At 39.8% G+C, this 15735-nt stretch carries 11 protein-coding genes; 6 read left to right on the forward strand and 5 right to left on the reverse strand.

Translation table 11 applies throughout. The features are described from left to right. The first annotated feature begins 135 nt into the window (after nucleotides 1-135). The gene (pyrC, locus tag PMAL9190_RS02995) at nucleotides 136-1167 is read left to right on the forward strand and encodes a dihydroorotase (protein ID WP_087843852.1); all 1032 of its coding nucleotides are present in this window, start codon (nucleotides 136-138) and stop codon (nucleotides 1165-1167) included. A gap of 71 nt (nucleotides 1168-1238) precedes the next feature. On the opposite strand, the gene PMAL9190_RS03000 is transcribed toward pyrC, so the two are convergent. The 4 genes from PMAL9190_RS03000 to PMAL9190_RS03015 form a co-directional block, all read right to left on the reverse strand. Beyond that, a complete protein-coding gene (locus PMAL9190_RS03000; protein WP_087843853.1) occupies nucleotides 1239-4313 on the reverse strand; it encodes an efflux RND transporter permease subunit in 3075 nt (1024 codons plus the stop codon). Then, the gene (locus PMAL9190_RS03005) at nucleotides 4313-5407 is read right to left on the reverse strand and encodes an efflux RND transporter periplasmic adaptor subunit (protein WP_200813360.1); all 1095 of its coding nucleotides are present in this window, start codon (nucleotides 5405-5407) and stop codon (nucleotides 4313-4315) included. The genes PMAL9190_RS03000 and PMAL9190_RS03005 overlap by 1 nt, the downstream gene beginning before the upstream one ends. After that, nucleotides 5404-6441: an efflux RND transporter periplasmic adaptor subunit gene (locus tag PMAL9190_RS03010; RefSeq protein ID WP_087843854.1), complete on the reverse strand. Its 1038-nt coding sequence runs from the start codon at nucleotides 6439-6441 to the stop codon at nucleotides 5404-5406. Before PMAL9190_RS03010 ends, PMAL9190_RS03005 begins: the two co-directional genes overlap by 4 nt. 204 nt (nucleotides 6442-6645) lie before the next feature. Next, nucleotides 6646-8160 (reverse strand): fumarate hydratase, encoded by a 1515-nt coding sequence (locus tag PMAL9190_RS03015; protein ID WP_087843855.1) that lies wholly within the window; start codon nucleotides 8158-8160, stop codon nucleotides 6646-6648. 174 nt (nucleotides 8161-8334) lie between these two features. On the opposite strand from PMAL9190_RS03015, the gene pabB reads away from it, so the two are divergent. From pabB to PMAL9190_RS03040, 5 genes are all read left to right on the forward strand, one after another. After that, nucleotides 8335-9732: an aminodeoxychorismate synthase component 1 gene (gene pabB, locus PMAL9190_RS03020; protein ID WP_087843856.1), complete on the forward strand. Its 1398-nt coding sequence runs from the start codon at nucleotides 8335-8337 to the stop codon at nucleotides 9730-9732. A 39-nt stretch (nucleotides 9733-9771) separates the two neighbouring features. Further along, complete coding sequence (locus PMAL9190_RS03025; RefSeq protein ID WP_087843857.1) at nucleotides 9772-10380, forward strand: CoA pyrophosphatase; 609 nt, start codon at nucleotides 9772-9774, stop codon at nucleotides 10378-10380. Nucleotides 10381-10560: 180 nt separating this feature from the next. Beyond that, nucleotides 10561-11820, forward strand: a complete 1260-nt coding sequence (locus PMAL9190_RS03030) for an aromatic amino acid transport family protein (protein ID WP_087843858.1) — start codon at nucleotides 10561-10563, stop codon at nucleotides 11818-11820. Nucleotides 11821-12061: 241 nt separating this feature from the next. After that, nucleotides 12062-13423, forward strand: a complete 1362-nt coding sequence (locus PMAL9190_RS03035) for an L-serine ammonia-lyase (RefSeq protein ID WP_087843859.1) — start codon at nucleotides 12062-12064, stop codon at nucleotides 13421-13423. Nucleotides 13424-13784: 361 nt separating this feature from the next. Then, nucleotides 13785-14669, forward strand: a complete 885-nt coding sequence (locus PMAL9190_RS03040; protein ID WP_087843860.1) for a helix-turn-helix domain-containing protein — start codon at nucleotides 13785-13787, stop codon at nucleotides 14667-14669. 126 nt (nucleotides 14670-14795) lie between these two features. Here the strand turns inward: PMAL9190_RS03040 and PMAL9190_RS03045 are convergent, their stop codons facing one another. After that, complete coding sequence (locus PMAL9190_RS03045) at nucleotides 14796-15386, reverse strand: acetate uptake transporter (RefSeq protein ID WP_065166231.1); 591 nt, start codon at nucleotides 15384-15386, stop codon at nucleotides 14796-14798. Nucleotides 15387-15735: the final 349 nt, after the last annotated feature.

The raw sequence follows: 15735 nt of genomic DNA on the forward strand, positions 1-15735 counted from the left end.
ATTTCATCGATTTCACCCTCTTATAGCAATCGATTGCGATTTAAAGTCGCCGCAAACCACATTGTTTGATTTATCAACTTTACTTCAAAGGATGATACTTTTAGAATCGGGCAAATTTTTTGGTAGGGAAACAAAATGACAACATTAACGATTACTCGTCCTGATGACTGGCACACACATTTACGTGATGGTGATGTATTACAAGATACAGTAAGAGATATTAGCCGTTACATGGGCCGTGCGATTATCATGCCTAATTTGATCCCTCCTGTTACTGATACAGAATCTGCTTTAGCTTACCGTGACCGCATTCTTGGTGCTCAACCAAAATCAACGTTCTCTCCGCTTATGGTTATCTACCTGACAGATAACACATCACCTGAAGAAATTAAAAAAGCCAAAGCATCTGGTCATGTATACGCCGCTAAGCTATACCCTGCAGGTGCAACGACTAATTCAGACTCTGGTGTTACTTCAATTGATAACATCCGCCCAGCATTAGTGGCAATGCAAGAAGTCGGTATGCCACTGCTTATTCATGGCGAAGTCACACATAATCACGTTGATATTTTTGACCGTGAAAAAGCATTCCTAGAAACGGTACTTGCTCCTATCGTTGAAGAGTTCTCATCTCTAAAAATTGTCCTTGAACACATCACAACGGCAGAAGCTGTAAAGTTTGTGCAAAGTACGGGCGACAATATCGCAGCAACGATTACTGCACATCACTTACTGTTTAACCGTAACCATATGTTAGCAGGTGGTATTCGTCCTCACTTCTACTGCTTACCAATTTTAAAACGCAACACCCACCAACAAGCACTGATTGAAGCAGCAACTAGTGGCAGCAAGAAGTTTTTCTTGGGAACTGACAGTGCACCTCATGCTAAAGGTCGTAAAGAAGCAGCATGTGGTTGTGCAGGTTCGTACACAGCTCATGCAGCGATTGAACTGTATGCTGAAGTATTTGAACAAGCGAATGCACTCGATAAACTAGAAGGCTTTGCGAGTTTTAATGGTCCTGATTTTTATGGTTTACCACGTAATACAGATACCATCACTTTAGTTAAAAAATCATGGGAAGTGGCTGCAGAAATGCAATTTGGTAATGATACCGTTGTGCCAATTAAAGCCGGTGAAATGATGAGTTGGACTGTTAACCCATAAGTTAACTTTTTCTATCAAAAAAGAAAGGCTTCCAAAACGGAAGCCTTTTTATTTTCAATATAGTAATTAGGCTATGCCGTTTGATCTGCTGGTATTTTCAATTTATGAAATAAACGATACAACACCGGGACAACGATCAGTGTTAACACTGTTGCAAAGCTCAATCCAAACATAATCGTTACTGCCATCGGCTTAAAGAAAACATCAGGTAATAAAGGCAGCATTCCTAAAACAGTCGTTATTGCCGCCATGCATACAGGACGTACACGACTTACCGCGGCATCAACCACCGCTTGATACTTTTCTTTACCGCTTGCTATCTCGATTTCAATTTGATCTAACAATACGATACCGTTTTTCACCAACATCCCTGACAGACTCAAAAATCCCAATAATGCCATAAAGCCAAATGGCGTATTTAATAGCAATAACCCTACCGTTACCCCAATAATTGCTAATGGGACCGTTGCCCATACAATCAGTGCTTCTTTAACTTTATTAAACAGCACAATAGTAATTAAGAACATTGCTAAATACCCCATCGGCATGGTTTGAAACAGTGACGCTTTTGCATCTGCTGATGATTCATATTCACCACCCCACTCCAAACTATAACCAGCTGGTAAATCAATCGCTTCTATAGCAGGTAAAATACGCGCTTGAACCGATGCCGCAGTTTCATCACCTAATGGATCAGGATCCGCCATAATAGTTAGCATACGCTTACGATTTTTACGCACAACCAATGGATCTTCCCAGCGCACATTCACACCTAATACCACTTGTTGTAATGGAATATAACCTTGAATTGCTGGGCTCCAAATCTTCATGCCTTCTATGGTGCTAATATCAACCCGTTCTTCTTCTGGCAAACGTGCCACTATTGGCATCACGTTTGTTCCTTCACGATACAAACCTATGTTGATCCCTGAAAATGCCATTTGTAGCAATTCATCGACATCTTTTTTGGTAATACCATAACGCCTTGCTTGGCTTTCGTTAAACACGGGTTCAATAACTTTGGTACGCTCTCGCCAGTCATGGCGAATATTAAAGGCACCGGGATCTGCATTCATAACATCAACAACTTGCGAAGCAATACCACGAAGAATCGTCGGATCTGAGCCGACAATACGAGCTTCTATTTTAGAACCTGATGATGGGCCTAACATAACCTGTTTAAGTTTGTACTCAACCTCTGGATGATCTTTATTCATCGTTTGGCTAAATTTACGCATAACAGGGAGTACATCTTCAAAACTATTTACTCGAACGATCAACTCACCATAAGAGGCATAACTTTTCTCTGGTGCATAAGTTAGCATAAATCGTTGTGAACCTTTGCCTGCACTTGAACTAACATAATCAACACCATCTTCGGCATTCACCACTTTCTCTAACGATTTCAAAGTAGCATTTGTTGCACGAATATCAGTCCCTTCCGGTAACCACACATCAACCATAAACATTGGCGTTGTAGAAGCAGGAAAGAACGATTGTTTTAACAGCGTGAAGCCATATAAGCTACCGCCAAGCATTAAGATCAATGTTAATACCGTTAACCATGCGCGACGCATACAGAACTCTAGCGACTTACGGTATATCACAAAGAAAATACTGCCATAGGGATCTTTTTGATTTTCGCTTTGATCCACTTTGACATTTTTAAAGAAAAGATCAGCAAAGAAAGGTGTTAATGAAATAGCCGTAAACCAACTCAACATCAGTGAAATTAATAATACCGTAAATAAAGTTCGACAATATTCACCAGTTGAATCTTGTGATAAACCTATAGGCGCAAAGGCCATAACTGCAATCACTGTCGCACCAAGTAACGGCCACTTAGTTTGGGTCACAATATCTGAAGCAGCTTGCATTCGCGTTCGCCCCTTTTGCATTCCGATGAGAATGCCTTCAACGACCACAATGGCATTATCCACCAGCATACCAAGCGCAATAACCAATGCACCCAATGATATACGCTGTAGATCGATTGCCATCCATTTCATAAACACAAAAGTGCCAAGTACCGTTAATAGCAGAATAAGACCAATCAATAATCCTGATCGTAATCCCATAAAAAACAGCAAAACAATGATAACAATCGCAACGGCTTGACCTAAGCTAACCACGAACCCACTGACTGATTTATCGACTTCTGTTGGCTGGCTATATACTTCATCAATATCAATACCAACCGGTTGTTGCTGTTTCAACTCGGCTAATCGCTGCATCACTCGTTGACCGACTTCAACAACATTCACTCCCTCAATAAAAGAGACTCCAACGTTAAGTGCCTGATGTCCATTAAAACTGACGAGGTTATCAGGAATTTCTTTAAAGCCTTTTTTAATCTCAGCCACGTCACGTAAATAAATCAGCCCATCAGCACCTTTATCGGTAATGATTAAATCGCCCAGTTCATCAACATTCTTAAACTCACCCGTCGGATGAACACGTACATATTCATCGCCAATGCGAACTGCGCCCGCACTTGTGACTAAGTTTTGGGTAGCTAAAATGTTGTAAATGGTATCCAGTGAAATGCCTAAACTGCTTAGACGTTGCATCGATATTTCAATGAACACTTGCTCTTGCTGGTTACCAGTAACAGATACCTTACCCACGCCACTAACCAACTCAATTTCACGGCGAAGATAATCAACATAGTCACTCAACTCTTTATAGCTATAACCATCGCCAGTTATTGCCAACAAAATGCCGTAAACATCACCAAAATCATCAATCACTTTTGGTTTTGCAACTCCTGGAGGCAAGTTTGACGAGATATCATTGACCTTACGGCGTAATTCATCCCAAATTTGAGGTAAATCATCAGGCCCATAATTATTTTTCATCGTGACAGTGATTTGCGATAGCCCTCGGCTAGAGAGTGAGTTCACTTCGTCAACATAAGTCAGTTGCTGAATCGCTTTTTCTATCGGATAAGTAACTTCTTCCTCTACTTGCTGTGGCGTTGCACCAGGATAAGCGGTAACCACCATCGCATCTTTAATCGTAAAAGCGGGATCTTCTAACTGCCCGAGACCAAAAAAAGATACGGTGCCGCCAACTAAAAATATCAGTGTCAGCATCCAGCTAATCACCTTATTTTTTATAAAATAGGTCGCGATATCTTGTTTCATTATTGCGTACCCTCCTTAGTAAATATCACCACTTTCTGTCCATCTCTTAAGCGGTTAACGCCTGTTACAACAATCTGCTCACCTTGCTTAACACCAGATTTTAATCGCACACCTTCTGGCACGACTTTATCCGTTACAACTCGACGTTTCGACACCGTATTATTTGGTGTCACTATCCAAACATATTTATGATCTGAAGCGATATCATCACCATCTAAGTTAAATAACGCTTCAAGTGGCACGATTTGTTGTCCAACCTGATAAACTTGTAATTTCTGAGCATCCGCTTCAACTTCAATCGACATCCCTTCTAAAATAAACTGCTCTTTGGGCATCGGCATGGTTAACGTCACAAGAAATGAACCCGATTCTGGATCTGGCTCAGTGGTGAACTCTTTTAACGTCACTGCATATTTTTCGCCATTAGGTAAAATGGCCTGTGCGGTGGATCGCTGCCCTTTATCTATATCCAATATACTTTGCTTGGAATAAATCATATCAGGCGCTTGGATCTCGATATCAACAGAATCCGTACTATGAAGATTCATCATTTGTTGACCAACTTTAATATTTTCAAATTTCTCAACAGGAATAGTTGATATCACGCCTGAAAAAGGCGCTTTGAGCGCAGTAAAACTTAATTTCAATTGGGCTAAATCAAGGTTGGCTTTAGCAATACTTCGCTTAGCTTTTAATTCATCAAATTGAGACTGGGGTAAATAGCCATTTTTTAATAGTGTCGCTGAACGACGATACTGGCTATTAATGACATTATATTTTGCCTGAGCATCATCCACTTCTAATCTGTAATCACGCGGATCCAATCGAGCTAAAACTTGGCCTTTTTTAACTGTGTCTCCTGAACGAACCAAGATCTGCGTCACTTCTCCTGCAATACGAAATGATAAAACAGATTTATCTGCAGCAGATGCCATCGCAGGAAAGGTTAATTTCGGTGATTGCTTACCTGATTGCACTTGCTGCACTTTCACTAGTGGCAACTCTTGACGTGGTGCAATCGTTGGTTTATCACAGCCTTGAATTAATAAGACTGTACTGATTGCCAACACTAATAAACTATAACGTTTGATCATAACCCGCGCTCCTTGATCCATGAGCGGACCTTTTGACCTGATTGCAATTCAGAAACGCCAGATGTGGCTATAACATCACCATCATTTAACCCTGAAATAACACGGTTATTTTTATCTAATGTGACTTCTGTTCTAACAACCTGCTGCTTATCATCAACACGCCAGACATAGTTTTTATTATCTTCAATAATGATTGCTCGCTGCGGAATGGCTCCCGCTTTACCTTGCGGCAGCACAATCATTACGCGACCAGACATGCCTGGCATAATATTGCTACCATCAGGACGTGCCATGGAGAGTGTTACTTTATAACTGGAGGTTTTAGTGTCTGGCTCAGTGTCGATTTCTTTAAATTGAGCCCCAAAAGTTTGATTAGCTAAAGTGTCAAACGCAACGGTTGGATTAATATTTTCAGCATGTCCTTGAAAACGAGCGAGAAGATAATCAGGAAGTTGAAATGTCATGTTAATTAATTGGGCACTTTGAATATGCATTACTGGCTGTTTAGCAGCAATATATTCATAGTTTTCAACCATAGATAACGATATATGCCCGTCATAAGGTGCTAGTAATTGGGCATAACTTAAATTTGATTTCGCTTTATCTAATGCGGCTTTAGCCTGCTTAAGGTTGGCTTTTGAGGTGTCGTAATCTAATTCTGAGATGACATTGGTTTTACGTAATGCTTTATCACGTTTAAATTGTACATTTGCTAAATCATATTGCGCTTGTGCTTGCTTAACTAACAGTGATAATTCATCACTATTTAATGTCGCAAGTATCTGCCCTTTCGTCACAAATTGACCTGGATGTACATCGACACTAACGAGTTGTCCTGCAACTCGAAAAGCTAAAACAGCTTTGTCACCCGCTTCAACAATTGCAGGAAACGCACGTTGTGATTCATTATTACCGACCGAAACTGATTGTAATTTTACCGGGCGAGATTCAGGCTCAGCTATCACTGCTTGATCATCCTTGCACCCACTTAACGCTAAGCATATAAATAATGCCGCAATAAAGCGATACCTCATACTACTCTCCATGATGTTTTATACTGAATCCTTACCATTGTTAAAATATAGTACAAAAAATTGCTATCATAATGAATAATATAGACTAATGAATTAACAATCCCGTTTCATTTTCAAAGTGAAGCCGATATCACAATACCTATCGATATAAAAAAGCAATAAAAAAAGGAGCACAAGGCTCCTTTGTTTATATTGCTTAATGTCTTATTTTGCCATTTCAGCTATGTTCACACGCCATGTATCAGGGCCTGTTTGGTGAGCATTAACACCTTCAGCATCGACGGCAACTGTCACAGGCATATCTTCAACTTCAAACTCATAAATCGCTTCCATACCTAAATCAGCAAAAGCGACCACTCGCGCCTTTTTAATGGCTTTTGCAACTAAATATGCGGCACCGCCTACCGCCATTAAATACACAGCTTTATGCTGCTTAATCGATTCAATGGTTGCTGGCCCACGCTCAGCTTTACCGATCATGCCAGTTAGCCCAGTTTCACCTAACATCATTTCGGTAAATTTATCCATACGGGTTGACGTTGTTGGCCCTGCTGGCCCTACAACTTCATCACCAACAGCATCAACAGGGCCCACGTAATAGATAAAACGATTGGTAAAATCAACACCTTCAGGAAGACCTTCGCCATTCGCTAACATTTCTTGAATGCGTTTATGAGCAGCATCACGACCAGTTAGAATCTTGCCAGATAACAATACTGTTTCACCTGAGCGCCACTCTTGTACATCCGCTTTAGTTACGTTATCAAGATTAACACGACGCACATTATCACCGACTTCCCACGTTACTTGTGGCCAATCACTCAGTTTTGGCGGTGTCAATTCTGCAGGGCCACTTCCATCTAATGTAAAATGTACATGGCGAGTTGCCGCACAGTTAGGGATCATACATACAGGCTTTGATGCCGCATGGGTTGGTGCACTTTTAATTTTAACGTCCAACACCGTTGTTAAACCACCTAAACCTTGAGCACCAATACCTAATTTGTTAACACGTTCATAAATATCTAACCGTAATGCTTCTTCTGTTGTTTTAGCACCACGTTGCTGCAATTCATGAATATCTACCGCTTCCATCAATGATTCTTTCGCAAGCACCGCAGCTTTTTCGGCTGTACCACCAATACCAATGCCTAACATGCCCGGTGGACACCAACCAGCCCCCATTAGCGGTACTGTTTTTTCTACCCATTCAGCAACATCATCAGAAGGGTTAAGCATTACCATTTTAGTTTTATTTTCAGAACCGCCACCTTTAGCTGCAATCTGAATTTCTACTTTATCGCCAGCCACCATCTCAACATGAACGACAGCTGGTGCGTTATCTTGGGTGTTCTTACGCGCACCAGCAGGGTCAGCAACCACAGAGGCGCGCAATGGGTTATCAGCATTTGTATAAGCTTGACGTACCCCTTCATCGATCATCTGTTGTACCGTTAAATCACTATCCCACTGTACATTCATACCAATTTTAACAAAACAGGTCACAATCCCCGTATCTTGACAAATAGGGCGGCGTCCTTCGGCTGACATACGAGAGTTAATTAAAATTTGGGCAATGGCATCTTTCGCCGCTTGGCACTGCTCTTTGTTATAGGCTTTTTCTAATGCTTGAATAAAATCCAAAGGATGGTAGTAAGAGATATATTGTAAAGCATCGGCGACACTACTGATTACATCTTGTTTACAGATGATGGTCATAATTACCCTCGTTAAATATTATTATTCCATGGCGCCCTGTATTAATCTTCCTGAATGTAGGGTATTAAACAACAAATAGTGCTGTTCAATCTTGGGCGTCTTTCGTTGAGTATGATACTCTTGCCCATAACATTGCGCTATGCGCCAATCAAACCTCTTGTCACAAAAAAGAAAATGATTTGTAAATCACACCCAGAATTAAGCATTACTTCATTACCCTACTCAAAAGATGCCGCACTTTCATGGTTTGCACCATTATCGAGGTTGCCATGGGCAATGATATTACGTTCAGCAGCAACTGCGCACCCAGATAATCGTTATGATATTTTAGTTGCCGATCCTTTAGCCATTATTGAGTCACAAAATGACACAACTTATATTAAGTTTTCAAATGGTGACCAACGTACCACTACCGATGATCCTTTCAGTGTCATAAATACCTTACAAAATGAACTATTACCGACACTTAGCCCGCTTAAGAACCTACCTTTTATTGGTGGAACATTAGGCTATTTTAGTTATGATTTAGGTCGTAGAGTAGAAAAGATCGCAGCGACTGCAACCCATGATATTCCATTACCTGAAATGGCTGTGGGGATTTATGATTGGGCATTAATTGTCGATCATACATTACAAAAAATATCGCTTGTTGAACCTAAAAATAGTCAGCGCTTATCGTGGCTAAACCAACAGCAATCTCAAATAACTGCGCCAACAACAGTACAAACCAGCAACCATAACACTGCATTCAAATTAACATCTTCATGGTCATCAAACATGACTAAAGAGGATTATTGCAACAAATTTAACACCATACAGTCATATTTATTATCTGGTGATTGCTATCAGATTAATCTTGCACAACGATTCAGTGCAAGTTACCAAGGAGATGAGTGGCAAGCCTATTGTCGTTTAGAACACACTAACAGTGCCCCTTTTTCCAGTTTTATTCGCACCGATAGCAGTGCCATTCTTTCTGTTTCACCTGAGCGTTTTTTACAATTAAATCAAGGCAAAATTGAAACTAAACCCATCAAAGGTACTCGCCCGCGTAGTACTAACGCGACTGAAGATGCGGCCAATGCTAAAGCACTGCAACAAGCACCTAAAGATCGCGCAGAAAATGTGATGATCGTTGATTTACTACGTAATGATATTGGTCGAGTTGCAATACCTGGTAGTGTTCGTGTGCCTGCATTGTTTGCTATTGAAAGTTTTCCCGCAGTACATCATTTAGTTAGCACTGTTACCGGCCAGCTCGCTAGTGATTTTTCAGCGACTGATCTATTACGCGCTTGTTTTCCTGGCGGATCGATTACAGGTGCACCCAAAATTAGAGCAATGGAAATTATTGAAGAGCTAGAGCCTCATCGGCGCAGTATCTACTGTGGCAGTATTGGCTATATCAGTCGTTGTGGCAGCATGGATACAAATATTACCATTCGCACACTGGTTGCTTATCAGCATCGTTTATATGCTTGGGCGGGAGGCGGTATAGTCGCTGATAGTGATGCTGAGAGTGAATATCAAGAAACTCTCGACAAATTAAGTAAAATTCTGCCAACCTTATAATAGCGCTAAATTTAACAACAAATTTGTTATGGAGAGTTTATGAATGAGCAGCAGCAACTTCTAACGCGGTTTATGATGGCACCCAGTCAACAATATGATAAAAGCCATAAGCGTAGGATTGATCATTATTTCAGCAATGATATTAATTTCAAACCCGCTGCTGTTCTCATTCCATTAGTTCCTCGAAAGCAAGGTTTTAATGTTGTATTAACACGTCGTGCAGAACACTTAAAACACCACCCAGGACAAATTGCATTTCCGGGGGGGCGTTTTGAGAATACTGATAATGATTTAATTACCACAGCATTACGTGAAACCTATGAAGAAACAGGGATTATTTGTCAACGTCATAATGTTATCGGTCAATTAACACCACTCGCAACAACCAGCGGCTACATTGTTACCCCTTTCATCTCAACCATCAGCAGTAATTATAGCGCTAAACCAGATCCTGGTGAGGTTGATGCTATCTTTGAAGTACCACTCAATTACTTACTTGATCCCCAAAATATTAAATCACATCAGTTCCACCTTCGAGGTGAGTCTCACCGTGTTTACGCGATACCCTATAATAATTATTCCATATGGGGCGCAACAGCTCAGATGATTAAACTGTTATCGAACCAAATTTGGGAAGATAAAAAATAACCAAATAGATGTTTTATTTTAATCTTACAAGCTCATTTATGTGATGCAGATCTTATTTATTTGTATCACAAAATATTCGTATTACAGAACGAGATCTTTATCCTTGTGTTCCCCCAATAAATAGCGACAATGCGCCCATTCCTATATTCCGTTCCGTTCCCTTTTATTGGATATCACAGCATGCAAAATACATCGACAGCATCAGCGACAGCAACTGGTGCGACAAAAGCCAGATGGACCTATAAAGATTTCACTTGGGCTCTTTCTCTATTTGGTACTGCAGTAGGTGCCGGTGTTCTATTCTTACCAATTAAAGCGGGTGCGGGCGGTTTTTGGCCACTAGTTATTCTTGCTCTTATAGCAGCACCAATGACTTGGTTTGCACATAAAAGCTTGGCGCGTTTTGTATTATCATCAAAAAATCCAAATGCTGATATCACCGATACTGTAGAAGAGCATTACGGAAAGACAGGCGCAAACCTAATTACCTTTGCTTATTTCTTTGCTATCTATCCTATCGTATTAATTTACGGCGTAGGTATTACTAACACAGTTGACTCATTTATGGTTAACCAACTGGGCATGGAATCAATCCCTCGCTGGTTACTATCAGGTGTATTAATTGCACTGATGACTGCGGGTGTTGTGTTCGGTAAAGAATTAATGCTAAAAGCAACATCAGCGATGGTTTACCCGCTGGTTATTATTCTACTGGTTCTTTCTGTCTACCTTATCCCTGACTGGAATATGTCAATGGTACAAACAGAAGCCGATTGGTCTGCAATGCCTAAAATCATTTGGCTAGCAATTCCAATCATCGTGTTTTCATTTAACCACAGCCCAGTTATTAGTCAGTTTGCGAAAGAACAACGTCGCATTTATGGTGATGGTGCGGTGAAGAAAACAGACATGATCACTGGTGGTGCAGCGATGATGTTAATGGGCTTTGTAATGTTCTTCGTATTCTCGGTTGTGCTTTCAATGACACCAGAGCAATTGAACATGGCAAAAGAACAAAATATTTCAGTACTTTCATACCTAGCTAACGTAAAAGATTCACCTGCAATCTCTTACTTAGGTCCACTGGTTGCTTTTGCAGCGATTACTTCAAGCTACTTTGGTCATTTCCTTGGTGCTCATGAAGGTCTTGTTGGCCTAGCAAAATCTCGCTCTAAGATGCCGGTTGCTAACATTGAAAAAATCTCTCTAGGTTTCATTGTTATCACAACCTGGATTGTCGCAATCATCAACCCAAGTATTCTAGGCATGATCGAAACAATGGGCGCACCTATGATTGCAGGTATTTTATTCCTACTGCCAATTATCGCAATGCAAACAGTACCAGCAATGGCTAAATACAAAACATCTGTATTTGCTCGTATCTTCACTGTTTTATGCGGTATCGCTGCAATCACTTCTGTAATTTACGGCGCATTTTAATAAAACAACTATAAATGTACCGTTTGCGAATAATTAATCGCATAAAAGCAAAAAATTGTGCTAGTACTCATGGTGTTTACTAGCACAAATAACGTAAAATAGACGATACTTAAGAGTAACAGTGCAGCAAGCATCATTACTCTTTTAGTTTAAGTGCGCTCGCCAAGGAAGGAGCGAGGATATCAACGAATAACAGTCTTACTCGGAAGCAGAATCGCCTCCCTTTGACTGAGGTAATAACATGATCAGTATTTTCGATATTTTCAAAATTGGTGTCGGTCCTTCTAGTTCACACACTGTAGGCCCAATGAAAGCAGGTAAAGAGTTCATCGACGATTTACGCTCGTTAGGTAAACTACGTGACGTAACTAAAATTACTGTTGATGTTTATGGCTCTTTGTCGCTAACAGGTAAAGGCCACCATACTGATATTGCTATCATTATGGGTCTCGCTGGCAACTCTCCTGAGCATGTTGATATTGATAGCATTCCTGGATTCATCTCTCGTGTAGAAGAGACTGAACGTCTTCCTGTTGGCATGCACTGCCATACTGTAGATTTTCCACGTGATGGCGGTATGAACTTCCATACGACTAACCTATCCCTTCATGAAAACGGCATGTCTATCCATGCTTGGATTGGCGATGAGGTTATTTTCTCTAAAACTTACTACTCAATTGGTGGTGGTTTTATTGTTGATGAAGAAAACTTCGGTAAAGAGCAAACCAACACAGTAGAAGTTCCTTATCCATTTTCTTATGCATCAGAGCTATTAGACCAATGTAATACACATGGGCTTTCTATTAGTGCTGTTGTTATGGCTAACGAACGTGCAATGAATGCTGAAGATGAAATTAGCACGTATTTTGCTAATATTTGGAAAACCATGCGTGAATGCATGGAACGTGGTATGAATGAAGAAGGTATTCTTCCTGGGCCACTGCGTGTTCCTCGTCGTGCAGCAGCTTTACGTCAACAGTTAATCACAACAGAAAAACTTAGTAATGACCCAATGACAGTTGTTGACTGGGTTAATATGTACGCGTTTGCTGTTAATGAAGAAAATGCAGCTGGTGGTCGTGTTGTGACAGCACCAACAAATGGCGCATGTGGTATTATCCCTGCTGTTCTAGCTTACTATGATAAGTTCGTGCAATCAGTTGGACCAAAAGAATATACTCGTTACTTTGCAGCATCAGGTGCTGTAGGCGGTTTATATAAGCGTAATGCTTCGATTTCTGGTGCGGAAGTTGGCTGTCAAGGTGAAGTTGGAGTTGCATGTTCAATGGCTGCAGCAGGTTTAGCTGAGTTAATGGGCGGAAGTCCTGAACAAGTATGTATGGCAGCTGAAATTGCAATGGAACACAATCTTGGTTTAACTTGTGATCCTGTTGCAGGTCAAGTACAAGTACCATGTATTGAGCGCAATGGTATTGCCGCAGTAAAAGCAATTAACGCAACCCGCATGGCACTTCGTCGTGCATCAGCACCACGAGTATCTCTGGATAAAGTCATTGAAACGATGCTTGAAACAGGTAAAGATATGAACGCTAAATACCGTGAAACATCACAAGGTGGCTTAGCGATTAAAGTTATTTGCTAATTCTAGAGCACATAATTTAGTAACAATAAAAAAACTATCTTCGGATAGTTTTTTTGTTTTCCGCTCAAAAATCCGCCCTAAAGCGCCTCTTTATATACAACAAGATTCATCAAAATTCATATCACAACACTATGCAATTAAGATATATGCCTATATTATATCAATATAACTATTACCTTCATCCATTGTTCTTTATATAACCAATTGTATCTATTCTTTCGTTTCTTTTAGTCCTATACTCACTTATGTGTACACATTATCCTTAATGTCGTATCAGCATGGATGCGTATATCGCCTTTACATCATTGATGTACGATATGTAATGAAGGATTTATTCCCTTTATAGAGAAGCAATATTGCTATGAAATATAAGCGTATCCTCTCGCAGAGCCATGTTGTTCTGAAAGAGTTTTATGTCGATCATCATCTAATTGTAAAATTATCAAATGCAGAAGGTAATATTCATATTAATGGCCACGCCATAGATATAAAAAATGATAGCATTTTAGCTATACCTAAATTCAGTCACATCTCTTGTTCTATTAATCAATTAAATACTCAAGAGAACATTGAATTGCAAATCTTAATGATTAATGAAGATGCGATCACTACAGCATTCAAATATATTAGTGCTCTAAAGCAACCATCATTAACAAGCTCAAATTGCTCGCCTATCTATCTCATTGACTCATCAGAAATTGTTGAGCAAAATTTCGCATTATTTAATCAACTATTGCCAAGCATTAGTGGATCAACAATGGAGCAAACTTTGCTGAGCCAGTGCTTAGTTTTCATTTTAATTGCACTTAATGATACTGGTATTGATGTTTTCAATGTTTACCGCTTTAATTATGACGAACCAAAAGAACGGACGATTGCACGCTTAATCACCCAAGATCCGCAACGAAAGTGGAGCGTTGATGATATGGCAAAAGCACTATTTACAACTCAATCAACGTTACGTCGCCACTTAGCAAAAGAAGGTGTCTCATTTAGCCAATTATTACTTGATGTTCGAATGGGATTAGCGCTTAACTTTTTGACGTTTTCTAATTACTCTATCTCACAAATAGGTAACCGTTCTGGTTTTGGTAGTGCCGCCTATTTTTGTGATGCATTTAAACGTAAATATAATGTAACGCCATCACAGTTTAGAAGTAGTTCAAGAAAAGAAAATGATATGGATACTGAAGGATGCTTTACTGGTATAGAACACACGCAGCATTTACCAGAATTGTGCCATTAAAAAATACGATATCAATTTAACACTCACATCAAACCTCGCCAATGCGAGGTTTTTTATTATTGGTAAATACCTGATATAAAAAAGCCCTGCTTAAACAAGCAAGGCTATTTATCAAACTATAAGAAATTACGCAGCAACTTGTTGTAGCTCACGATCTTTAGGTGCGGTGCCAATCGGTAAGATAACACGACCATATTCAGCATTTAATACTTGTGCCATTGCAAAATAAATCGCACTTAAACCACAGAAAATACCTTCAATACCCGCAATGAAACCGATTGTTGTATTACCAGTGAAGTCACGAGCAGCTAGCAAGAAGAATAAAATCGTTAAAGAACCAAAAACAACTTGCTTAGCAGGCGGGTAACGTAGTGAGCCAATAAACATAAATGCTGTAAATAGACCCCAAAGTGCTAAATACCAACCCATAAAGTGCGCTGGGCTTGCAGCAAAACCCATTTTAGGTAATACAATTAGACCCACTAACGTTAGCCAAAATAGGCCATAAGAAGTAAATGCCGTTGTACCAAATGTATCACCACGCTTAAAGCACATCATGCCTACAAGAATTTGACCAAGACCACCATAGAAAATACCCATCGCTAGAATCATCGAATCTAGAGGGAAAAAGCCAGCATTATGGATATTTAATAAAACGGTCGTCATACCAAAGCCCATTAGCCCTAATGGTGCTGGATTTGCAAGTTTTGTAGACATCTTCTTCCCCTACAGGATTTTCAACAAAAGTGATAAAACTTCAAAATGTGTTCGCATATTTATGCGCCGCGAATTCTAATTGAAGCGGAGATACAGATCAATGCCTATATCGTGAAAAACAGCATCTAAATCAAAAAACGCCATTAAAGCATAAAATATGTAAAGAACCTTTGTGATACTAAAGGCATAAAATTGTTAGTAATCATTAAAAATATTAAAACCAGTTACATTCTCATAAAGCACTCACAGAAACACACGTAACTAACTGATTAAAAACATATTTAATTTTATTAATATTCTCAAATAAATAAGAAACAAAAACAAATATACTGACTTATTTTGCCACTTA

This window comes from Photobacterium malacitanum, from assembly GCF_900185615.1.
Lineage (GTDB): Bacteria > Pseudomonadota > Gammaproteobacteria > Enterobacterales > Vibrionaceae > Photobacterium > Photobacterium malacitanum.